Here is a 20,980-nt window from a genome sequence, read left to right as displayed (position 1 = left end):
CCACTAGGCAATCGACCAGTCAGCCGCTACATTGGCTGACTTGTGCCTGCCCTTCAGGCGCACTTTTTTCTTTCCTTTTGAATACACGGAACCCGCAAAACTCCATCATGGACCCTTCCCCTGGCTTGACCCTCGCAACAATATTCGCCGACTTCGGCATGATTCTTTTTGCTCTGATCCTGGTTTTGCTCAACGGCTTTTTCGTTGCGGCAGAGTTTGCCATGGTCAAACTGCGCTCGACCCGGGTCGAAGCCATCGCTGAACAGCACGGCTGGCGCGGGCATATCCTGCGCACCGTACACAGTCAGCTCGATGCTTACCTGTCGGCGTGCCAATTGGGTATCACCCTCGCCTCTCTGGGTCTGGGCTGGGTCGGCGAACCGGCGTTCGCGCACCTCCTGGAGCCTGTGCTGAGTGCCGTGGGCGTAGATTCCGCTGAAGTGGTCAAGGCGGTTTCGTTCTTCACGGCGTTCTTCATCATTTCGTACCTGCACATCGTGGTCGGTGAACTGGCGCCGAAATCCTGGGCCATCCGCAAACCCGAGTTGCTGTCGCTGTGGACGGCGGTGCCGCTGTACTTGTTCTACTGGGCCATGTACCCGGCCATCTACCTGCTCAACGCCAGCGCCAACCAGATCCTGCGCATCGCCGGGCAAGGTGAACCCGGCCCGCACCACGAGCACCATTACAGCCGCGAAGAACTGAAACTGATCCTGCACTCCAGCCGTGGCCAGGACCCAAGCGACCAAGGCATGCGTGTACTGGCCTCGGCGGTGGAAATGGGCGAGCTGGAAGTGGTCGACTGGGCCAACTCCCGGGAAGACCTGGTCACCCTTGAGTTCAACGCTCCGCTCAAGGAAATCCTGGCGTTGTTCCGCCGCCACAAGTTCAGCCGCTACCCGGTGTACGACAGCGAGCGCCAGGAGTTCGTCGGCCTGCTGCACATCAAGGATCTGCTGCTGGAACTGGCTGCCCTGGATCACATTCCCGAATCGTTCAACCTCGCCGAACTGACCCGGCCGCTGGAGCGCGTATCGCGGCACATGCCGCTGTCGCAGCTGCTGGAACAGTTCCGCAAGGGCGGTTCGCATTTCGCCGTGGTCGAGGAAGCCGACGGCAACATCATCGGCTACCTGACCATGGAAGACGTGCTGGAAGTGCTGGTGGGCGACATTCAGGACGAACATCGCAAGGCTGAACGCGGGATCCTCGCGTATCAGCCGGGCAAGCTGCTGGTGCGGGGCGATACGCCGCTGTTCAAGGTGGAACGCCTGCTGGGCATCGACCTGGACCACATCGAAGCCGAAACCCTCGCCGGGCTGGTCTACGAAACCCTGAAACGGGTGCCGGAAGAGGAAGAAGTGCTGGAAGTCGAAGGTTTGCGGATCATCATCAAAAAGATGAAAGGGCCGAAGATCATATTGGCCAAGGTGTTGATGCTGGACTGAGCCACGCCCTTGTAGGAGCCGGCTTGCTGGCGATCAGGAGCGCTGCGGTGTCTCTGTTATACCGCGTTATCGTTCATCGCCAGCAAGCCGGCTCCTACTGCCCAACGCAAAGTTGGGCAACGCCCCCACCGGTTGATTGAACTGGTACGGAATCGACACCAGACCCAACCCGGTATTGCGCTGCACCACGAAGTGCAGGTGCGGGCCGCTGCTGTTGCCGGTGTTGCCCGACAGCGCCAGCGCACTGCCCACCACCACCCGCTGACCTTCCCGCACGCAGACTGAACCTTTCTTGAGGTGCAGGTACACGCCCATGGTCCCGTCATCGTGCAACACCCGCACGAAATTGCCCGATGGATCGTTCCCGCGCCCGGTCTGGCCATTCTCGGTTTTCACCACCACTCCGCCGCGCGCCGCGATGATCGGCGTGCCTTCGGGCATGGCGATGTCCATCGCGTAACGGTTCTTCGGTCCGTAGTGGCTGTATTGGCCATTGGGGCCCTGGGTCAGCCGAAACGGACCGCCACGCCAGGGCAACGGATATCGATAGGCCATGGCAGCCCCTGAGGGGTCGCCCAGGAAATATGCGAACCTTGGGTTATACACGATCGGCCTTCCGGCCTTCGTCGGCGTGAGCAGGGCCAGACGAAGGTTACTGCGCGCCGGCATCACCCGCCGGATCGGTCGGCTCGGCGCTCCGCTGACGTTCTGCAGTCTGTCGAAACTCAGCTCGATCTCGACCGGCGCATACAGGTCGTTGCGCACGAACACGCTGTCCATGCCATTCAGCCGCTTGATGTCGAGGTACACCTGCCGCTCAAGGTGTTCGACCATTCGGTCGCGAAAAACGAACACCTTCGCGCCTTTGGTGGGGCGGTCGCTGTAAGAGACCACGCCACTGGCATCAGTGGACTTGTAGATCGTCATGGCCACAGCCGAGGTGGAGGCCATGAAAAGACCACAGAAAAACAGCAGGCGCGCGAGCATGGGCAAAATTCTGTTGAGTAGGCCTGGGAAGGAGCCTAGCAGCAGAAATGGACCTGCGTAGTCGACAGATGTTTCAAATGATCATTCCCACGCTCTGCCTGGGAATGCAGCACGGGACGCTCTGCGTCCCATCCGAAGCGGACGCGGAGGCATTCCCACGCAGAGCGTGGGAACGATCAGCGGTACACGTTACGCACCCGGTACGAAGTGCTTCTGCGCGGTGCCACGGGCGATCAGGCGCGAGATGTAATCGAGCTTCTGTGCATCCTGGTCGACAAAGCGGAACGTCAGTTGCAGCCACTCACTGTCCGGCTTCGGCTCGTGGGCGACGATGGCGTGCAGGTAGCCGTTAAGACGGGCAGTTTCGGCATTGTCGCCCTGCTCCAGGTCGAGTACGGCGTTGTCGAGGACTTGCGGCAAGGTGTCGGTGCGTTTCACCACCAGCAGCGCTTCCTTGATGCTCAAGGCCTTGATCACGCATTGCTGTGTGCCGCTCGACAGGCGCAGTTGGCCTTGGCCACGACCGCCAGCGGAGGCAGCGGCAGGCGCCTTGACCGGTGGATTGTTGAGCAGGCCGCGAGACGGCGCCGCAGCCGGGGCTGGCGCGGCGGCAGGTTTGGCAAACGGGTTGACCGCTGCAGCCGAGGGTGCGACTACCGCCGCTTTGCCACCGGTCAATGCGCTCAGGGAATCGTTGCCGAACGCCGAGTTCATTTTGGTCGGCGCGCTGTTCATCAAGGTATCGAGCTTGCCGACCTTGTTCAGGGCCTGCTTGACTTTGGTCAACAGCTGCTCGTTGGTGAATGGCTTGCTGACGTAGCCGGAAACCCCGGCCTGGATCGCCTGGACCACGTTCTCTTTATCGCCACGGCTGGTCACCATCACGAACGGCATGGTCTTGAGGTTGTCCTGCTCGCGGCACCAGGTCAGCAGCTCAAGACCTGACATTTCCGGCATCTCCCAGTCACACAGGACCAGGTCGAACGCTTCCTTGGCCAGCATGGCCTGGGCCTTTTTACCGTTGACTGCATCTTCGGTCCGGATCCCCGGGAAGTAGTTGCGCAGGCACTTTTTTACCAGGTCACGAATGAACGACGCATCGTCCACGACCAACACACTGATCTTGCTCATCCAACACCCCTTTAAAAATCCCGGCAAGCATAACGCTGGCTGATGGCACTTTGCCAAAACTCTTCAGTCACGCCGGGACTTTTCGTTCGCGGGTGCTGCTTTTCAATTCGGCTTTTCAGTTCAAAAGCCACACAAACAAAAACGCCCGGCCAAGGGGCCGGGCGCTTTTTCTTGGGCAACCTTACTTATCGTCAGCTTTGTCCGGAACATTAGCGGTTTCGGCACTTGTGCCTTCCACTTCTTCCTTCATGCGCTTGAGGCCCAGGTGACGCACGTCGGTGCCGCGCACCAGATAAATCACCAGTTCCGAGATATTGCGCGCGTGATCGCCGATTCGTTCGAGGGAACGCAGCACCCAGATAATGCTCAAGACCCGCGAGATAGAGCGCGGGTCTTCCATCATGTAGGTGGCCAGTTCGCGCAACGCGGTCTTGTATTCGCGGTCGATGATCTTGTCGTACTGCGCCACCGACAGCGCCAGGTCGGCGTCGAAGCGGGCAAACGCGTCCAGCGCATCGCGAACCATGTTGCGCACCTGGTCGCCGATGTGGCGAACCTCGACATAACCGCGCGGCGCTTCGCCTTCTTCGCACAACTGAATGGCGCGACGGGCGATCTTGGTGGCTTCGTCGCCGATACGCTCGAGGTCGATCACCGATTTGGAGATGCTGATGATCAGACGCAAGTCCGACGCCGCCGGCTGACGACGGGCCAGAATGCGCAGGCATTCTTCGTCGATGTTGCGTTCCATCTGGTTGATCTGGTCGTCGACCTCGCGCACTTGCTGGGCCAGGCCGGAGTCGGCCTCGATCAGCGCGGTGACCGCGTCGTTGACCTGCTTCTCGACCAGCCCGCCCATGGCCAGGAGGTGGCTGCGCACTTCCTCGAGCTCAGCGTTGAACTGCTGGGAGATGTGATGGGTAAGGCCTTCTTTACTAATCATGTTGGCGTCCTTGGAGCGTCCGGTAAGGTGCGGTGGGCCGCAGCGTCAGTTCAGTGAGCAAACAACAGCTTCCTAGCCGTAACGACCGGTGATGTAGTCTTCGGTCTGCTTCTTCGCCGGATTGGTGAACAGGGTGTCGGTGTCGCCGAACTCCACCAGTTTGCCCATATACATGAACGCCGTGTAGTCGGAAACCCGCGCGGCCTGTTGCATGTTGTGGGTCACGATAACAATGGTGAACTTGGATTTCAGTTCGTAGATCAGCTCTTCGACTTTCAGCGTGGAGATCGGGTCGAGTGCCGAGCACGGTTCGTCGAGCAGCAGCACTTCCGGCTCCACGGCGATGGTGCGGGCAATCACCAGACGTTGCTGCTGACCGCCGGACAGACCGAGTGCCGACTCGTGCAGGCGATCCTTGACTTCATCCCACAGCGCCGCGCCTTTCAACGCCCACTCGACGGCTTCGTCGAGGATGCGCTTTTTGTTGATACCCTGGATGCGCAAACCGTAAACCACGTTTTCATAGATGGTTTTCGGGAACGGGTTGGGCTTCTGGAACACCATGCCGACGCGACGACGCAGCTCGGCCACGTCCTCGCCCTTGCGGTAGATGTTGTTGCCGTAGAGGTTGATCGCGCCTTCGACGCGGCAGCCATCCACCAGGTCGTTCATGCGGTTGAAAGTGCGCAGCAGCGTGGACTTGCCGCAGCCGGACGGGCCGATGAAGGCGGTCACGCGCTGTTTCGGGATATTCATGCTGACGTCATACAGCGCTTGTTTGTCGCCGTAGAACAGGCTCAACCCCGGCACTTCGATGGCCACGGTTTCCTGCTCGAGACTCAGGCTCTGTTTGTCGCGGCCCAGGGCCGACATGTTGATGCCGTGAGTGTGTGCTTCGTGCTGCATGGGAGGCTCCCTGTGCTAACAAATTCGGTTCAGTGAGCCGCTGGCCTCACAAGATGGGCCAGCGGTGTCGCCGCTCTGCAGGAGCGGCGGTAATTAGCTATCCAGCGCCTTGTACTTCTCGCGCAGGTGGTTACGTATATAAACGGCCGACAGGTTCAATGTCGCGATCACCAGCACCAGCAGCAGCGCCGTGGCATACACCAGCGGCCGCGCGGCTTCGACGTTCGGGCTCTGGAAGCCGACGTCATAAATGTGGAAGCCCAGGTGCATGATCTTCTGGTCCAGGTGCAGGTACGGGTAGTTGCCATCCAGCGGCAACGACGGCGCCAGTTTCACTACACCCACCAGCATCAGCGGCGCCACTTCACCGGCGGCACGGGCCACGGCGAGGATCATGCCGGTCATCATTGCCGGGCTGGCCATCGGCAGCACGATCTTCCACAAGGTCTCGGCCTTGGTCGCGCCGAGGGCCAGCGAGCCTTCGCGCACGGTACGAGGAATCCGCGCCAGGCCTTCTTCGGTGGCCACGATCACCACCGGCACAGCTAGCAGAGCCAAGGTCAACGAAGCCCACAGCAGACCCGGCGTACCGAAGGTCGGCGCCGGCAAGGCTTCGGGGAAGAACAACCGGTCGATCGAGCCGCCCAGCACATAAACGAAGAAGCCCAGGCCGAACACGCCGTAAACGATCGCCGGTACGCCCGCCAGGTTGTTCACCGCAATACGGATCACTCGAGTCAGGGTGTTCTGCTTGGCGTATTCACGCAGGTAGACCGCCGCCAGCACACCGAACGGAGTGACGATCATCGCCATGATCAGGGTCATCATCACGGTGCCGAAAATCGCCGGGAAGATCCCGCCTTCGGTGTTGGCTTCGCGCGGGTCATCACTGAGGAATTCCCAGACCTTGCTGAAGTAGAAGCCAACCTTGGTAAAGGTGCTCATGGCGTTCGGCTGATAGGCGTGAACCACTTTGCCGATGCCGATCTCGACCTCTTTACCGTTCGCGTCACGAGCCGTCAGGCTGTCACGGTTGAACTGCTTGTGCAGGTCGTTCAGACGCGCTTCGACTTCCTGATAACGGGCATTCAGCTCGGCGCGCTCAGACTCCAGGTCCGCCTGTGCGGTAGCGTCGAGACGGCCGGCCAATTCCAGCTTGCGACCGTGCAGACGCACACGTTCGAGACCGGCGTTGATCGCGCCGATGTCGGTTTTTTCCAGGCTCTTGAGCTGCCCAGCCAACTGGTTGACGCGATCGACACGGGCCTGCAACTCAGGCCATGCGGCTTCGCCTTCAGCGACGACCTTGCCGTCCTCTTTGACGTTGACCAGGTAGCCGTAGAAGTTGCCCCACTCGCGACGCTCGATGGTCATCAGCTCTGGCGGGGTTTTCTGGTTGGTCAGCCACTCGCCGACAATCCAGGTGAAGTCAGTGCCGTTCAGATCGCGGTTGCCGACCTTGATCAGCTCGCGGGTCATGAACTCCGGGCCCTGATCGGGCACTGGCAGGCCAGCGGTTTTCAGGCGCTCGCGTGGCACTTCTTCCTTCTGCACCACTTCGCCGATGACCAGGTGGTTGGCCTGGCCCGGCACGTCGTAATTGGCGTGGATCAGGTCCGCCGGCCAGAAGTGCCCCAGACCGCGCACGGCAATGACCGCCAGCAGGCCAATGGTCATGATGACCGCAATGGACACCGCGCCGCCGCTGATCCAGACGCCGGGGGCGCCGCTCTTGAACCATCCATTCAGGGAGTTCTGTTTCACAGACTTCTACCTTTGTTAAAGCGACGAGTATTTCTTGCGCAGACGCTGACGAATCAGTTCCGCGAGGGTGTTCATGATGAAGGTGAACAACAGCAGCACCAGCGCCGAGAGGAACAGCACGCGGTAGTGGCTGCCGCCGACTTCCGATTCGGGCATTTCCACCGCGACGTTGGCTGCCAGTGTGCGCAGGCCTTCGAACAGGTTCATTTCCATGACCGGGGTGTTACCGGTGGCCATCAGCACGATCATGGTTTCACCGACCGCGCGGCCCATGCCGATCATCAGCGCCGAGAAGATGCCCGGGCTGGCGGTGAGGATCACCACACGAGTCATGGTCTGCCACGGCGTGGCGCCAAGGGCCAGGGAACCGAGGGTCAGGCCGCGCGGCACGCTGAACACGGCGTCTTCGGCGATCGAGTAGATGTTCGGGATGACTGCAAAGCCCATGGCCAGGCCAACCACCAGAGCGTTGCGCTGGTCATAGGTGATGCCCAGGTCGTGGGAGATCCACATACGCATGTCACCGCCGAAGAACCAGGCCTCCATGTACGGGCTCATGTACAACGACAACCAGCCCACGAACAGAATCACCGGAATCAGAATCGCGCTTTCCCAGCCGTCCGGCACTTTCAGGCGGATCGACTCAGGCAGGCGACTGAAGACGAAACCGGCCACCAGAATGCCGATCGGCACGAGCATCAGCAGGCTGAAGATGCCCGGCAAATGCCCTTCTACATACGGTGCGAGGAACAGGCCGGCGAAGAAGCCGAGGATCACCGTCGGCATCGCTTCCATCAGCTCGATCACCGGCTTGACCTTGCGACGCATGCCCGGAGCCATGAAGTACGCGGTGTAGATCGCTGCGGCGACAGCCAGCGGCGCGGCCAGCAGCATGGCGTAGAACGCGGCTTTCAGGGTACCGAAGGTCAGCGGCGAGAGGCTCAGCTTGGGTTCGAAGTCGGTGTTGGCGGCGGTCGATTGCCAGACGTATTTAGGCTCGTCGTAGTTCTCGTACCAGACCTTGCTCCACAACGCGCTCCACGAGACTTCCGGGTGCGGGTTGTCGAGCAGCAACGGTTGCAGCTTGCCGCCCTGCTCCACGATCACGCGGTTGGCCCGTGGCGACAGACCGAACAGGCCTTGGCCGTCGACCACCTGATCCACCAGCAAAGTGCGGTGCGCGGTGCTGTGGAACACGCCGAGCTTGCCGGACGCATCAAGGGCAACGAAACCTTTGCGACGTTCTTCGGCGGTGATTTCAACAATCGGCGCACTGCCCATCTGGAAGGTACGGATCTGCTTCAGGCGCAGCTCGCCATCCGGGTCGCGGGCCATGAACCACTGGGCCAGGCCGCCCTTGGAGTCGCCGAGAATCAGCGAGATACCGCCCACCAGCTGGGTGCTGGCGGTAATCTCGGCCTCACCGTTTTCGAGCAATTTGTAGCGACCGTTGAGACTCTTGTCGCGCAGGCTGAACACATCGGCTTGAGCGCGACCGTTGACCACGTATAACCACTGCTGACGCGGGTCGACGAAGATGTTCTTCACCGGCTCGGTCATTTGCGGCAGGTCAATGCGCTTCTGCTCGTTGGTGACTTCGCCGGTCATCATGTTTTCTTCGCTGGTCAGCGAAATGACATGCAGCTGCGCGCCGGTGGAACCTGCTAGCAGCAAGGTCGAATCGGTCGCGTTGACGCTGATGTGCTCCAGGGCACCACCAGTCTCGTTCAGCGCGATTGGCGTTTCGCCGTATGGGTATTCAATGGCCGGCGAGATGGTTTTCTTGCCGTCCGGGTAACTGACTTTATAGGTGTGACGGAACACCAGCACCTGACCGTTGGACAACCCCACTGCGACCAATGGATGGCCGGGTTGATCTTCACCGATGGAGGTCACGCTGGTACCGGCCGGGATCGGCAGGTCGACGCGGCGCAGTTCGGCGCCGCTATCGATATCAAAGAATAGCGCCTGGCCCTTGTCGGAAACCCGCATGGCCACCTGGTTCTGTTCTTCAAGGGAGATCATCAGCGGCTTGCCGGCGTCTTGCATCCAGGCGGGCGTGATGGCGTCTTTGGCGGTCAGGTCGGCACCCTGGAACAGCGGCGCGACAACATAACCGAGGAAGAAGAAGATCAGGGTAATCGCGCCCAGGACGGCGAGGCCGCCGACAAGCACATACCAACGGGTCAGGCGATCTTTCAGCGCACGAATACGGCGCTTGCGGTGCAGCTCAGGCGTATTGAAGTCAATTCGCTTGGGGGGATTTGTAGTCATGGTGGAGTTGGCCAGATCATTCATGCGCACACCCTAGCGATCCTGTATGACAGAAAGATGACAATGCAGTGACGCAACAAATCCGCCGCCAGTGGAAACTGGCAGTGGATCGGAAGTTTGGGGGGCCGGGTTGCCAGCGTGGCAACCCTGAGCCTTTGCAGGAGCGAGCGATGCGGCGATTCCTTCGCGGGCAAGCTTCGCTCCTGCAGGTCCGGGTTTACCCCGGACCTAGGGTTTTACTTTTTTGCGACTTCAGCGCCGCCTTCCGCGAGACCCAGGTCAGCCAGCGCTTTTGCAGCAACCTTGGCTGGCAGTGGGATGTAGCCGTCTTTCACTACAACTTCCTGGCCTTGTTTAGACAGGACCAGTTTCACGAACTCGGCTTCCAGCGGAGCCAGAGGCTTGTTCGGGGCCTTGTTGACGTAGACGTAGAGGAAACGCGACAGCGGGTATTTACCGTTCAGGGCGTTTTCTTCGGTGTCTTCGATGAAGTCAGTGCTGCCTTTCTTGGCCAGGGCCACAGTCTTCACGCTGGCGGTCTTGTAGCCGATGCCCGAGTAACCGATGCCGTTCAGCGAAGAGCTAATCGACTGCACGACCGAAGCCGAGCCTGGTTGTTCGTTGACGTTTGGCTTGTAGTCGCCTTTGCACAGGGCTTCTTCTTTGAAGTAGCCATAAGTGCCGGATACCGAGTTACGACCGAACAGTTGCACCGGCTTGTTGGCCAGGTCGCCGGTCACACCCAGGTCGCCCCAGGTTTTCACGTCAGCTTTGGCGCCGCACAGACGAGTCGAGGAGAAGATCGCGTCGACTTGTTCCATGGTCAGGTGCTGGATCGGGTTGTCTTTGTGTACGAAGACCGCCAGGGCGTCCACGGCCACCGGGATAGCGGTTGGCTTGTAGCCGTACTTCTGCTCGAAGGCCGCCAGTTCGGTGTCCTTCATCTTGCGGCTCATCGGGCCCAGGTTGGAGGTGCCTTCAGTCAGCGCAGGTGGCGCGGTGGCGGAGCCAGCGGCCTGAATCTGGATGTTTACGTTCGGGTATTCTTTTTTGTAGTTCTCAGCCCACAGGGTCATGAGGTTGGCCAGGGTATCGGAGCCGACGCTGGACAGGTTGCCCGACACACCAGTGGTCTTGGTGTAGCTCGGGATCGACGGGTCAACAGCGGCGAACGCGTTGGCAGTCGCAACGCCAGCAGCGACAAAAGTCATTGCCGCCATCAAACGCTTCAGTTTCATGCCTTACTCCTAGCAGATAGGTGTGTTAAGTCGGGGCCAAGTATCAGCAGGCCGTGTGAACACTCTATGGCTGAAATATGACAATTGGATGAAAGGCCAGTATTCAATTGCCGGACACATTCTGACTCTCTGAGCAGGTTGACAAATAAGAACTAAAATATAGTCTTGTCAACCACGAGAGGAACCCATGATTAATGACCGAATCCGCCGCGCTCGCCTTCTGCGTGGCATATCCTTGGAGGCGCTGGCGCTCCAGCTTGGCGACATTACCAAGCAAGCCCTCAGTAAATACGAAAAAGGGTTAAGCACCCCGAACTCCTCGCGCCTGCTGCAAATGGCAAAAGTATTGGAGGTCAATCCTGAGTACTTTTTCCGTGCGGACGCCATCCCGCTTGCGCCGTTGGAGTTTCGCAAGCTTGCGAAAATGCCCAGATACCGTCAGGTGCAAGTCGAAGAACAGATTCGTGAACACCTTGAGCGCTACATGGCTCTGGAGGAATGTTTCGACCCAGCGGACATCCAGACTCCAACCACTCCGGCTCAAATGCTGCCCGTTTCCTCTATTGAAGAGGCTGAACACGCCGCCGAGTTACTTCGGGATTTCTGGGGAATTGGTAGCGACCCCATCGCTAATCTGACCGAGCAGTTAGAAGAGCACAGCATTAAGGTAGCGATGCTCATGGGGCCGGATGATTTCGATGGGGCCTGCGCCGCTACCGGAGACGGGCGCCATGTCTTGATCGCGTTAAATGCCGAGCGTCCAGGTGAACGTATACGCTTCACCGCTGCCCACGAGCTTGGCCATTGGGTCATGCAGCTACCCGACGACATGCCGGAGAGAGACAAGGAAAACTGCTGTCATCGATTTGCAGGTGCATTCCTCTACCCCGCAAAAGGCGTCACCAGCGACTTCGGCAGCCACCCACGTTCACGGGTTCATCCGCGCGAGTTACTCATCGCCAAGCGCCAATACGGGATTTCGATGCACGCAGCACTACGGCGCCTCAAGGATCTGAACCTGCTTAGCGATGCGGGTTACAAATCTCTAACCATCCAATTCAGCGCGAACGGCTGGCGCAAGGCTGAGCCAGAACCCATGCCCTGTAAGCCACCACAACGTTTTGAATCGCTGGTGTTTTGGGGATTGGCAGAGGGGCTGATAACCAAATCCCGCGCAGCCGAACTTTTACGTAAGCCAGTGAGCGCCCTTGACCCAAATTTCCTAGGCTCATTGGAGAGTGCATGAGTCTGATCTACATCAGCGATACAAATATCTGGATCGATTTCAGAAACGCTGGATTGCTGGAACAGATGTTCAGACTTCCGTTCACACTTTGCTGCACCGATTTCGTGATGGATGAGCTGGAGGACTTTCCCCATGACGAATTGCTCGCCCATGGGTTGATTGTCGAATCTTTCGATGGCCCCGGAGTGGCTCGACTTTTCAAGCTCAAGGTAGAGCACAACAACAGTTCACTGGCGGATGTCTCCTGTTATTTGCTCGCGCAGGAGACAGGCCGACCGTTACTGACCGGAGACGGCAAGCTCAGACGCCAGGCTCAACGAGATGGCTTGCAGGTCCACGGGGCGCTCTGGCTACTCGACCTAATGGTCGAGCACCAAGTTGTTCCACCAGCACACGCTGCGGATGCCTTGGATAACATGCTCGAACATGGAGCACGTTTACCGCCTGGAGAATGTGATGCAAGGCTTTCGCACTGGCGAAAGCATTAACATCCAACCGTTGTTACCGTCCTTTTTTCCAAAGATACGCCCCCACCCCAATCCCGACCCCGCAAATAATCGCCACGTAATAGGCCGGCCCCATCGGGCTTTCCTTGAGCAGCAGGGTGACGACCATCGGGGTCAGGCCGCCGAAGATGGCGTAGGCCAGGTTGTAGGAGAACGACAGGCCGCTGAAGCGCACCACCGCCGGGAAGGCTTTGACCATCACGTACGGCACCGCACCAATGGTGCCGACCAGCAAACCGGTCAGGGCGTACATCGGGAACAGCCAGTCGGGATGATTGAACAGGCTGTGATAGAAGGTCCACGAGGTCAGCAGCAGCAACGCGCTGCCGAACACGAACACCCGCCCGGCGCCAAAACGGTCAGCCAGTGCGCCGGAGGCCACACAGCCCAGGCTCAGGAACACGATGGCCAGGCTGTTGGCCTGCAACGCGGTAGTCGGCGGGAAGTGGTAAACAGTCTGCAATACAGTCGGCGTCATGAGGATGACCACGATGATCCCGGCGGACAGCAACCAGGTCAGCAGCATGGAAATCAGAATCGCCCCGCGATGGTCACGCAGCACAGCGCGCAGCGGCACTTCTTCGGCCAGGGCTTTACGCAATTGCAGTTCAGCAAACACCGGGGTTTCGTGCAGCCAGCGGCGCAGGTAGACCGAGAACAGGCCAAACACGCCGCCCAGCAGGAACGGGATCCGCCAGGCGTAATCCGACACTTCCAGCGGCGTATAGAGGCTGTTGATTGCCGTGGCGACCAACGAGCCCAAAAGAATGCCGGCAGTCAGACCGCTGGTCAGCGTGCCGCAGGCATAACCGATATGCCGTTGCGGTACGTGTTCGGAAACGAATACCCAGGCTCCCGGCACTTCGCCGCCAATCGCCGCGCCCTGGATCACTCGCATCAGCAGCAACAGGATCGGCGCCCACATGCCTATCTGCGCATAAGTTGGCAGCAAGCCCATGATCAGGGTCGGCACCGCCATCATGAAAATGCTCAGGGTGAACATCTTCTTGCGTCCCAGCAGGTCACCGAAATGCGCCATGACGATGCCGCCCAGCGGCCGGGCCAGGTAACCGGCGGCGAAAATGCCGAACGTCTGCATCAGGCGCAGCCACTCGGGCATGTCGGCGGGGAAGAACAGTTTGCCGACGACCGTGGCGAAGAACACGAAGATGATGAAGTCGTAAAACTCCAGCGCACCGCCCAGGGCAGACAGCGACAATGTCTTGTAGTCGTTGCGGGTCAGCGGACGTGCAGGTTGGGCTGGTTGCGCGATGCTCGAGGGCGCTGTGGTCATGGCAAGGGCTTCTCTTATAGTCGGATCTGCAACCTCAACAACGCTGGCGGAGGCTTGGGCAGGTTCGGCACGATAGCAAATTGTTCGAAAAAGCACATAGAGGTGCGTATTTGACGGTCGAAATGAGAACCGGACGGTCGTCTCGGAGTCTATCGACCGATATACTCACAACGTTGCAACGGTTTGTAAGGGGTTGCTGTGCGAAACCGTCGTTGGCACCTGCCAGCCGATTTCGCAGAGTTTCCCTTTAGGCGCCTTACGAAAAACGTGACGAACGTAGTATGTTCGGGGCTGAATCGTTTTTCCAAGACGGCTATTCACCTTGAAGTACCAATGAAGAGTCACGGGTCAGAGGCACCCCCGGCATGATAGAGCTCGAACAAGAAGATCCAATCCCGCAAGGCGACCTGGCCCTGCAAATTACCGCGCTTCCGCGTGAAACCAACGGCTTTGGCGATATTTTCGGCGGCTGGCTGGTGGCGCAGATGGATTTGGCCGGCACCGCAATGGCCAGCAAGGTTGCCGGTGGTCGCGTGGCCACTGTTGCGATCGATCGCATGGCGTTTCTGGTGCCGGTGGCGGTGGGTGCTCAGCTCTCCTTCTATACCCAGGCCCTGGAAATCGGTCGCAGCTCGATTCAGATGATGGTTGAAGTCTGGAGCGACGATCCACTGTCCAGCGAGTGGCGTAAAGTGACCGAAGCCGTGTTTGTATTCGTCGCCATCGACGGCAGCGGCCGCACTCGTTCGGTTCCGCCCAGAGCTCGTTAAACAAGGCGCTCGTTAAACGCGGTGACCGTTTTGCGGTCCATAGCAGTCATTGTTCCTGATTGAGAGTCGCCCCATGAGCACGCCCACCGTCGAAGCCGTGAAACTGGATGAACTGAACTGCTGGCGCATCCGCCACGGTCAGGCCGAATTGCTGGTGGCCCAGCAAGGCGCGCACATCCTCAGTTATCAATTGGCCGGCCAACCGCCGCTGATCTGGCTCAACGACGAGGCGGTGTTCAAGACCGGCAAAGCTATTCGTGCCGGTGTGCCGGTGTGCTGGCCGTGGTTCGGCAATCTGTCGCGCAACCCGCAGAGTGTCCAGGCCATGCGCATCAGCCAGGAGCCGCCGACGGCTCACGGGCTGGTGCGGGCGATGGACTGGGAACTGGTCGGCATCGAGTCCGAGGGCGAAAGCCTGAAAGCGGAGTTCGTCCTGCCCTACCCCGAAGGCGGCCTGCCGGGCTGGCCGCATCAGGTGGACTTGAAACTGAGCATTCGTCTGGATGAACAGTTGCATATCAGCCTGACGAGCGAAAACAAGGGCGCTGACCCCGTCACGATCAGCCAGGCGCTGCACAGCTATTTCGCGGTCAGCGATGTGCGCAACGTGCACGTTGAAGGGCTGGATGGCTTGAGTTACATCGAGACGCTGGACGACTGGAAAACCGTCAGTCAGATCGGTGATCTGCTTTTTACCGGTGAGACCGACCGCATCTATCTCAATACCCCACCAAAGCTGAGCATCGTTGACCCGCATTGGGAACGACGCATTGAACTGACCAGCAGCGGCTCTCGTTCAGCGGTGATCTGGAACCCGTGGATCGACCGCGCGGCGGCGTTCAGCGACATGGCTGACGATGGCTGGCAGCGCATGTTGTGCATTGAAACGGCGAATGTGATGGATGATGTGGTGACGCTGGCGCCGGGGGCTAGCCATACCCTGGGCGTGAGCATCGCCAGCAAACCGCTTTAAGATCAAAAGATCGCAGCCTGCGGCAGCTCCTACGCTGATCTATGTAGGAGCTGCCGCAGGCTGCGATCTTTTTTGTGGTAACCGTGCTTACAAATCCGATTCCTTGACCACCCGCACCTGCGCCGCATCCAGCGCATACGCCGCATCCGCCAGGTCGTTGCTGACCTTCTCGATCTTCAGCGTGCCGGTCACCCACAGCGGCGTGTAGATGTCATTCAGCTTCAGGCCTTTGGGATAACGCACCAGCACCAGTTGGTTAGGCGGCGGCGGTGGCACGTGGATGCAAGCGCCCGGGTACGGCACGAGGAAGAACAACGTGCTGCGGCCCTTCGCATCGGATTCCAGCGGTACCGGATAACCGCCGATGCGGATGTGCTTGTCGTTCATCGACGGCACGGTTTTGGTCGAATACATCACCGCCGGCAAGCCCTTGCTCTGCTTCATGCCACCTTTTTGGGTAAAGGTGCCATTGGCTTCCGGTGAGTTGTGATCGATTTCGGGCATGGCCTCGAGGGCCTTCTGGTCCGACTTGGGCATTAGCTCGAGCCAGTCGGTTTCCGGCAGTTCGCCGGCATGGGCCAAACCACTGCCCAGGAAGAGAAGAGTCAACAGAAGACGGCGCATGAAGGTGCTCGGCAAAGGAAAGGACGGTATAACGCCAAGCATTCTAGCCCTCTCCGGTGTTGGCGCAGAGAGGGCTTTGTCGCTTGAATCAGTTCTTTTTGATCAGGCCGTAGATCACCAGCAATACCACCGCACCCACCAGAGCACCGATGAAACCCGCACCCTGACCGGCCTGGTAAATGCCCAGGGCCTGGCCGCCGTAAGTGGCCGCCAGCGAACCGCCGATACCGAGCAGGATGGTCATGATCCAGCCCATGCTGTCATCGCCCGGTTTCAGAAACCGAGCCAGCAGGCCGACGATCAAGCCAATAAAGATGGTTCCGATAATTCCCATGGCATTTCCCTCTGATTGAATTGGCTAAAGCCTAGCCAGACTTTGGCATCCTGCCATCAGAGAACGGCGGCCTCGGAAGGTTCCGCCGCCGCCACATGAAACTATTCGGCAATCAGCGCTTCGACCTTGAGGATCTGCGCGGCAAGCGTCGCACGGTCAGCACAACGCAGGTTGGCGTGACCAACCTTGCGGCCGACCTTGAAGGCCTTGCCGTAGTGATGCAGATGGCAATCGGCGATGGCCAGGACTTTTTCGGTGTCCGGTACTTTGCCGATGAAATTGAGCATCGCGCTCTCGCCGACCTTGGCCGTCGAACCCAGCGGCAAACCGGCAACGGCCCGCAGGTGGTTTTCGAACTGACTGCACTCGGCACCTTCGGTGGTCCAGTGCCCGGAGTTGTGCACACGCGGGGCGATCTCGTTGGCCTTGAGGCCACCGTCGACTTCGAAGAACTCGAACGCCATCACGCCGACGTATTCCAGCTGCTTGAGTACCCGGCTGGAGTAGTCTTCAGCCAACGCTTGCAACGGGTGGTCGGTGCTGGCCACGGACAACTTGAGGATGCCGCTGTCGTGGGTGTTGTGCACCAGTGGGTAGAACTTGGTTTCGCCATCGCGAGCGCGCACGGCGATCAGCGAGACTTCGCCAGTGAACGGCACGAAGCCTTCCAGCAAGCAGGCGACGCTGCCCAGTTCGGCGAAGGTGCCGACCACATCTTCAGGCTTGCGCAGGACTTTCTGACCCTTGCCGTCGTAACCCAGGGTGCGGGTTTTCAGCACGGCCGGCAGGCCGATGGCGGCCACGGCGGCGTCCAGATCGGCCTGGGACTGGATGTCGGCGAACGCGGGAGTCGGGATCCCCAGGTCCTTGAACATGCTCTTCTCGAACCAGCGATCGCGGGCAATGCGCAGCGCTTCGGCGCTCGGGTACACCGGAACGAATTGTGACAGGAAGGCCACGGTTTCGGCCGGGACGCTTTCGAACTCGAAGGTCACCAGATCGACTTCATCGGCCAACTGACGCAGGTGATCCTGATCGCCGTAATCGGCCCGCAGGTGTTCGCCCAATGCGGCCGCACAAGCATCCGGCGCCGGGTCCAGGAAAGCGAAGTTCATGCCCAGCGGAGTGCCCGCCAGCGCCAACATGCGACCCAACTGGCCGCCACCGATTACACCGATCTTCATCGTCAACAACCTCAGGCGATGCGTGGGTCTGGATTGTCCAGGACGCTGTCTGTCTGCTCAGCGCGGAATTTTTTCAGCACGGTATGAAACTGCGGATGCTTGGCGCCCAGGATGCTCGCCGAGAGCAGGGCTGCGTTGATCGCACCGGCCTTGCCGATGGCCAGGGTGGCGACCGGAATGCCGGCTGGCATCTGCACGATAGATAGCAGCGAATCGACGCCCGAGAGCATCGACGACTGCACCGGCACGCCCAGCACCGGCAGGTGGGTCTTGGCCGCACACATGCCTGGCAGGTGGGCCGCGCCACCGGCACCGGCGATGATCACCTCGATGCCACGGGCCTCAGCCTCTTCGGCATACTGGAACAGCAGGTCCGGGGTGCGGTGGGCAGAGACCACTTTCACCTCGTAAGGGATGCCGAGCTTTTCCAGCATATCGGCGGTGTGGCTAAGGGTGGACCAATCGGACTTGGAGCCCATGATCACGCCAACCAGTGCGCTCATCGTCGTGCCTCTTCTCTCTGGGCGCCCGCAGGCGCGTCAAAAAACAACAAGCCACGCAAAATGCGTGGCTTGATTGTACGAATTATGGCCAGTCAAACCGGCCGAAGGCCGCGCAGTATACCTCAATGAAGCAGATAAACAGCCCCCCATACGACCATCTGTCATACGGCGCAAAGTGCCGGTTTTATTGACTTCAGGGTCAGCCAGGCGCCTGCAAAAAAAATCATTAAACCGCAGGGTTTTGCGCGGTGCCGCCTTCCAGCTTGCGCCAGAGCAACCGAACATTCGCCTTGCGCACCAGCGCGCAGCGATACAGCCGAATCTCCAGCGGCACATGCCATTGCGGGCCACCGCAGATGACCAACTCGCCGCGAGCCAATTCGGCGCGCACGCTCAAGCGCGGCACCCAGGCGATGCCCAGGCCTTCCAGTGCCATGCTTTTCAGGCTGTCGGCCATGGCGGTCTCGTAAATAGTGGTGAACCTCAGGGCACGCTGGCGCAACAGCATGTTCACCGAGCGCCCGAGAAATGCCCCGGCGCTGTAGGCCAGCAAAGGCACGCTGGTCTCGCCTTCCAGGTCGAACAACGGTTTGCCGTCAGCGTCCGCGGCGCACACCGGGAGCATTTCAGTGTCCCCCAGATGCAGTGACGGGAAAATTTCCGGGTCCATTTGCATCGCGGAGTCCGGATCATAGAACGCCAGCATCAGATCACACCCGCCTTCACGCAGCGCATGCACCGCATCGCCGACGTTGGTGGCCACCAGCCGCGTGGCAATGTTCAGCCCTTCGTTACGCAATTGTGCGATCCAGCGCGGAAAGAAACCCAGCGCCAGGGAGTGGGCAGCGGCGACCTGGATCACCTCGCCCTGCCCGCCTTCCAGGTGATGAAGATGACGTAACACTTCACCCAGCTGTTCGACCACGGTTCGCGCGGTCACGAGAAACAACTGCCCCGCTGCCGTCAGCTCGACCGGGGTGCGAGAGCGATTGACCAGGGTCAGCCCCAGTGCGGCTTCGAGGCTGCGGATCCGCCGACTGAAGGCGGGCTGAGTCACGAAGCGTCTTTCGGCCGCCTGGGAGAAGCTGCGGGTGGCAGCCAGAGCACTAAAGTCCTCCAGCCATTTGCTTTCCAGATTCATCACGCCCTCCCGGACATGCACCAATTTAGGTCACACGTTCGCCGCGTACGCGGCGTCACACCGACATTATGCCGAATGTGCATAGCCCAGTGTTTAACAGCATTGGCCCAAAATTCTTCACAAGCCTAGCATTTGCGCTGTTCCGGCATAGACCGGGTCCATATCGAGATGATTTCTATCATGTCCTCCGCTGCATCTTTCCGCACAGAAAAAGACCTGCTTGGCGTACTCGAAGTACCTGCTCAAGCGTATTACGGCATCCAGACCCTGCGAGCGGTGAACAACTTCCGTCTCTCCGGCGTTCCGATTTCGCATTACCCAAAACTGGTTGTTGGTCTGGCGATGGTCAAACAGGCCGCCGCTGACGCCAACCGCGAGCTGGGTCACCTGAGCGAAGCCAAGCACGCTGCCATCAGCGAAGCCTGTGCCCGATTGATCCGCGGCGATTTCCACGAAGAGTTCGTGGTAGACATGATTCAAGGCGGCGCTGGCACTTCAACCAACATGAATGCCAACGAAGTCATCGCCAACATCGCGCTGGAGGCCATGGGCCACAGCAAGGGCGAATACCAGTACCTGCACCCGAACAACGACGTGAACATGGCGCAGTCGACCAACGACGCCTACCCGACGGCCATCCGCCTGGGTCTGCTGTTGGGTCACGACGCGCTGCTGGCCAGCCTCGACAGCCTGATCCAGTCGTTCGCCGCCAAAGGTGAAGAATTCAGCCACGTTCTGAAGATGGGTCGTACCCAGCTGCAAGACGCCGTGCCGATGACCCTGGGCCAGGAATTCCGCGCCTTCGCCACCACCCTGAGCGAAGACCTGGCGCGCCTGAAAACCCTGGCGCCTGAACTGCTGACCGAAGTGAACCTGGGCGGCACCGCGATCGGTACCGGCATCAACGCCGACCCGCGTTACCAGGCCCTGGCCGTTCAGCGTCTGGCCCTGATCAGCGGTCAACCGCTGGTGCCAGCCGCCGACCTGATCGAAGCCACCTCCGACATGGGCGCCTTCGTGCTGTTCTCCGGCATGCTCAAGCGCACCGCGGTCAAGCTGTCGAAGATCTGCAACGACCTGCGTCTGCTGTCCAGCGGTCCACGCACCGGCATCAACGAAATCAACCTGCCTGCGCGTCAGCCAGGTAGCTCGATCATGCCAGGCAAGGTCAACCCGGTTATCCCTGAAGCCGTGAACCAGGTGGCGTTCCAGATCATCGGCAACGACCTGGCCCTGACCATCGCGGCCGAAGGCGGCCAGCTGCAGCTGAACGTGATGGAGCCGCTGATCGCCTTCAAGATCTTCGACTCGATCCGCCTGCTGCAACGCGCCATGGACATGCTGCGCGAACACTGCATCGTCGGCATCACCGCCAACGAAGAGCGCTGCCGTGAACTGGTCGAACACTCGATTGGCCTGGTCACCGCGCTGAACCCGTACATCGGCTATGAAAACGCCACCCGCATTGCCCGTGTCGCCCTCGAAAGCGGCCGCGGCGTGCTGGAACTGGTGCGCGAAGAACGCTTGCTCGACGAAGAAATGCTCGCCGACATCCTGCGCCCGGAAAACATGATTGCTCCGCGTCTGGTGCCTTTGAAGGCTTAACCAAACGCAGGCTCTTTTGAAGAGCACGCTCACCAGGTCGAGGGACTAGACACCTCTCACCTTTTGAGGGCTTGGGGATTTACTCCCTCAAGCCCTTTTTTTTCAACAC

At 59.8% G+C, this 20,980-nt stretch carries 19 protein-coding genes; 6 read left to right on the top strand and 13 right to left on the bottom strand.

Features of this window, described 5'->3' with window-relative positions; all coding sequences use genetic code 11:
* The first annotated feature begins 107 nt into the window (after positions 1-107).
* A complete protein-coding gene (locus AC1D2Q_RS03920; protein ID WP_007934513.1) occupies positions 108-1,448 on the top strand; it encodes a hemolysin family protein in 1,341 nt (446 codons plus the stop codon).
* 66 nt (positions 1,449-1,514) lie between these two features.
* Here AC1D2Q_RS03920 and AC1D2Q_RS03915 read toward each other — a convergent pair whose 3' ends face one another.
* The 7 genes from AC1D2Q_RS03915 to AC1D2Q_RS03885 all read right to left on the bottom strand — a co-directional run bounded on the left by AC1D2Q_RS03915 (position 1,515) and on the right by AC1D2Q_RS03885 (position 10,691).
* The gene (locus AC1D2Q_RS03915; protein ID WP_018927394.1) at positions 1,515-2,435 is read right to left on the bottom strand and encodes a peptidoglycan DD-metalloendopeptidase family protein; all 921 of its coding nucleotides are present in this window, start codon (positions 2,433-2,435) and stop codon (positions 1,515-1,517) included.
* 189 nt (positions 2,436-2,624) lie between these two features.
* Entirely contained in the window at positions 2,625-3,566 is a 942-nt protein-coding gene (locus tag AC1D2Q_RS03910; RefSeq protein ID WP_305410567.1) for a response regulator, read from the bottom strand.
* Between the two features lie 181 nt (positions 3,567-3,747).
* On the bottom strand, positions 3,748-4,509 hold the full coding sequence (gene phoU / locus AC1D2Q_RS03905) for a phosphate signaling complex protein PhoU (RefSeq protein ID WP_007934507.1): 762 nt from the start codon (positions 4,507-4,509) through the stop codon (positions 3,748-3,750).
* 72 nt (positions 4,510-4,581) lie between these two features.
* Positions 4,582-5,415, bottom strand: a complete 834-nt coding sequence (gene pstB / locus AC1D2Q_RS03900; RefSeq protein ID WP_008150054.1) for a phosphate ABC transporter ATP-binding protein PstB — start codon at positions 5,413-5,415, stop codon at positions 4,582-4,584.
* A 93-nt stretch (positions 5,416-5,508) separates the two neighbouring features.
* Positions 5,509-7,179, bottom strand: coding sequence for a phosphate ABC transporter permease PstA (gene pstA, locus AC1D2Q_RS03895; protein WP_477812317.1), 1,671 nt, complete (start codon positions 7,177-7,179; stop codon positions 5,509-5,511).
* A 15-nt stretch (positions 7,180-7,194) separates the two neighbouring features.
* The gene (locus AC1D2Q_RS03890) at positions 7,195-9,228 is read right to left on the bottom strand and encodes an ABC transporter permease subunit (RefSeq protein ID WP_477812460.1); all 2,034 of its coding nucleotides are present in this window, start codon (positions 9,226-9,228) and stop codon (positions 7,195-7,197) included.
* A 461-nt stretch (positions 9,229-9,689) separates the two neighbouring features.
* Positions 9,690-10,691 (bottom strand): phosphate ABC transporter substrate-binding protein PstS, encoded by a 1,002-nt coding sequence (locus AC1D2Q_RS03885; RefSeq protein ID WP_462047848.1) that lies wholly within the window; start codon positions 10,689-10,691, stop codon positions 9,690-9,692.
* A gap of 187 nt (positions 10,692-10,878) precedes the next feature.
* Here AC1D2Q_RS03885 and AC1D2Q_RS03880 point away from each other — a divergent pair, with 187 nt between their 5' ends.
* Positions 10,879-11,937, top strand: a complete 1,059-nt coding sequence (locus AC1D2Q_RS03880; RefSeq protein WP_477812316.1) for a helix-turn-helix domain-containing protein — start codon at positions 10,879-10,881, stop codon at positions 11,935-11,937.
* Entirely contained in the window at positions 11,934-12,425 is a 492-nt protein-coding gene (locus AC1D2Q_RS03875) for a PIN domain-containing protein (protein ID WP_477812315.1), read from the top strand. The genes AC1D2Q_RS03880 and AC1D2Q_RS03875 overlap by 4 nt, the downstream gene beginning before the upstream one ends.
* Before the next feature lie 13 nt (positions 12,426-12,438).
* Here the strand turns inward: AC1D2Q_RS03875 and AC1D2Q_RS03870 are convergent, their stop codons facing one another.
* Positions 12,439-13,737 (bottom strand): MFS transporter, encoded by a 1,299-nt coding sequence (locus AC1D2Q_RS03870; protein ID WP_477812314.1) that lies wholly within the window; start codon positions 13,735-13,737, stop codon positions 12,439-12,441.
* 365 nt (positions 13,738-14,102) lie between these two features.
* Between AC1D2Q_RS03870 and AC1D2Q_RS03865 the strand changes: the two genes are divergently transcribed.
* Positions 14,103-14,507: an acyl-CoA thioesterase gene (locus tag AC1D2Q_RS03865; protein ID WP_007896491.1), complete on the top strand. Its 405-nt coding sequence runs from the start codon at positions 14,103-14,105 to the stop codon at positions 14,505-14,507.
* Positions 14,508-14,580: 73 nt separating this feature from the next.
* Positions 14,581-15,480, top strand: a complete 900-nt coding sequence (locus tag AC1D2Q_RS03860; protein WP_477812313.1) for a D-hexose-6-phosphate mutarotase — start codon at positions 14,581-14,583, stop codon at positions 15,478-15,480.
* An 87-nt stretch (positions 15,481-15,567) separates the two neighbouring features.
* Here the strand turns inward: AC1D2Q_RS03860 and AC1D2Q_RS03855 are convergent, their stop codons facing one another.
* The 5 genes from AC1D2Q_RS03855 to AC1D2Q_RS03835 form a co-directional block, all read right to left on the bottom strand.
* A complete protein-coding gene (locus tag AC1D2Q_RS03855; RefSeq protein WP_026286519.1) occupies positions 15,568-16,104 on the bottom strand; it encodes a DUF3299 domain-containing protein in 537 nt (178 codons plus the stop codon).
* 88 nt (positions 16,105-16,192) lie between these two features.
* A complete protein-coding gene (locus AC1D2Q_RS03850; protein WP_008030708.1) occupies positions 16,193-16,438 on the bottom strand; it encodes a GlsB/YeaQ/YmgE family stress response membrane protein in 246 nt (81 codons plus the stop codon).
* Between the two features lie 101 nt (positions 16,439-16,539).
* Complete coding sequence (locus tag AC1D2Q_RS03845) at positions 16,540-17,622, bottom strand: 5-(carboxyamino)imidazole ribonucleotide synthase (protein WP_477812312.1); 1,083 nt, start codon at positions 17,620-17,622, stop codon at positions 16,540-16,542.
* Positions 17,623-17,633: 11 nt separating this feature from the next.
* A complete protein-coding gene (gene purE / locus AC1D2Q_RS03840; protein WP_003196369.1) occupies positions 17,634-18,125 on the bottom strand; it encodes a 5-(carboxyamino)imidazole ribonucleotide mutase in 492 nt (163 codons plus the stop codon).
* Positions 18,126-18,351: 226 nt separating this feature from the next.
* Positions 18,352-19,266 (bottom strand): LysR substrate-binding domain-containing protein, encoded by a 915-nt coding sequence (locus tag AC1D2Q_RS03835; protein ID WP_477812311.1) that lies wholly within the window; start codon positions 19,264-19,266, stop codon positions 18,352-18,354.
* A gap of 180 nt (positions 19,267-19,446) precedes the next feature.
* Between AC1D2Q_RS03835 and aspA the strand changes: the two genes are divergently transcribed.
* Positions 19,447-20,871 (top strand): aspartate ammonia-lyase, encoded by a 1,425-nt coding sequence (gene aspA / locus AC1D2Q_RS03830; protein ID WP_105342433.1) that lies wholly within the window; start codon positions 19,447-19,449, stop codon positions 20,869-20,871.
* Positions 20,872-20,980: the final 109 nt, after the last annotated feature.

It is taken from the genome of Pseudomonas sp. P1_A1, from assembly GCF_056406935.1.
Note: the sequence above shows the minus strand (reverse complement) of the source record. Positions and strands in the feature narration are given on the sequence as shown.

Bases quoted from the DNA above. Each gene is read 5' to 3' on its own strand.
- AC1D2Q_RS03855 (WP_026286519.1), bottom strand. From the start codon at position 16,104: ATGCGCCGTCTTCTGTTGACTCTTCTCTTCCTGGGCAGTGGTTTGGCC.
- AC1D2Q_RS03845 (WP_477812312.1), bottom strand. From the start codon at position 17,622: ATGAAGATCGGTGTAATCGGTGGCGGCCAGTTGGGTCGCATGTTGGCG.
- AC1D2Q_RS03835 (WP_477812311.1), bottom strand. From the start codon at position 19,266: ATGAATCTGGAAAGCAAATGGCTGGAGGACTTTAGTGCTCTGGCTGCC.
- AC1D2Q_RS03880 (WP_477812316.1), top strand. From the start codon at position 10,879: ATGATTAATGACCGAATCCGCCGCGCTCGCCTTCTGCGTGGCATATCC.
- AC1D2Q_RS03860 (WP_477812313.1), top strand. From the start codon at position 14,581: ATGAGCACGCCCACCGTCGAAGCCGTGAAACTGGATGAACTGAACTGC.
- AC1D2Q_RS03920 (WP_007934513.1), top strand. From the start codon at position 108: ATGGACCCTTCCCCTGGCTTGACCCTCGCAACAATATTCGCCGACTTC.
- phoU (WP_007934507.1), bottom strand. From the start codon at position 4,509: ATGATTAGTAAAGAAGGCCTTACCCATCACATCTCCCAGCAGTTCAAC.
- aspA (WP_105342433.1), top strand. From the start codon at position 19,447: ATGTCCTCCGCTGCATCTTTCCGCACAGAAAAAGACCTGCTTGGCGTA.
- AC1D2Q_RS03875 (WP_477812315.1), top strand. From the start codon at position 11,934: ATGAGTCTGATCTACATCAGCGATACAAATATCTGGATCGATTTCAGA.
- AC1D2Q_RS03870 (WP_477812314.1), bottom strand. From the start codon at position 13,737: ATGACCACAGCGCCCTCGAGCATCGCGCAACCAGCCCAACCTGCACGT.
- AC1D2Q_RS03910 (WP_305410567.1), bottom strand. From the start codon at position 3,566: ATGAGCAAGATCAGTGTGTTGGTCGTGGACGATGCGTCGTTCATTCGT.
- AC1D2Q_RS03885 (WP_462047848.1), bottom strand. From the start codon at position 10,691: ATGAAACTGAAGCGTTTGATGGCGGCAATGACTTTTGTCGCTGCTGGC.
- AC1D2Q_RS03850 (WP_008030708.1), bottom strand. From the start codon at position 16,438: ATGGGAATTATCGGAACCATCTTTATTGGCTTGATCGTCGGCCTGCTG.
- AC1D2Q_RS03865 (WP_007896491.1), top strand. From the start codon at position 14,103: ATGATAGAGCTCGAACAAGAAGATCCAATCCCGCAAGGCGACCTGGCC.
- AC1D2Q_RS03890 (WP_477812460.1), bottom strand. From the start codon at position 9,228: ATGCAAGACGCCGGCAAGCCGCTGATGATCTCCCTTGAAGAACAGAAC.
- AC1D2Q_RS03915 (WP_018927394.1), bottom strand. From the start codon at position 2,435: ATGCTCGCGCGCCTGCTGTTTTTCTGTGGTCTTTTCATGGCCTCCACC.
- pstB (WP_008150054.1), bottom strand. From the start codon at position 5,415: ATGCAGCACGAAGCACACACTCACGGCATCAACATGTCGGCCCTGGGC.
- purE (WP_003196369.1), bottom strand. From the start codon at position 18,125: ATGAGCGCACTGGTTGGCGTGATCATGGGCTCCAAGTCCGATTGGTCC.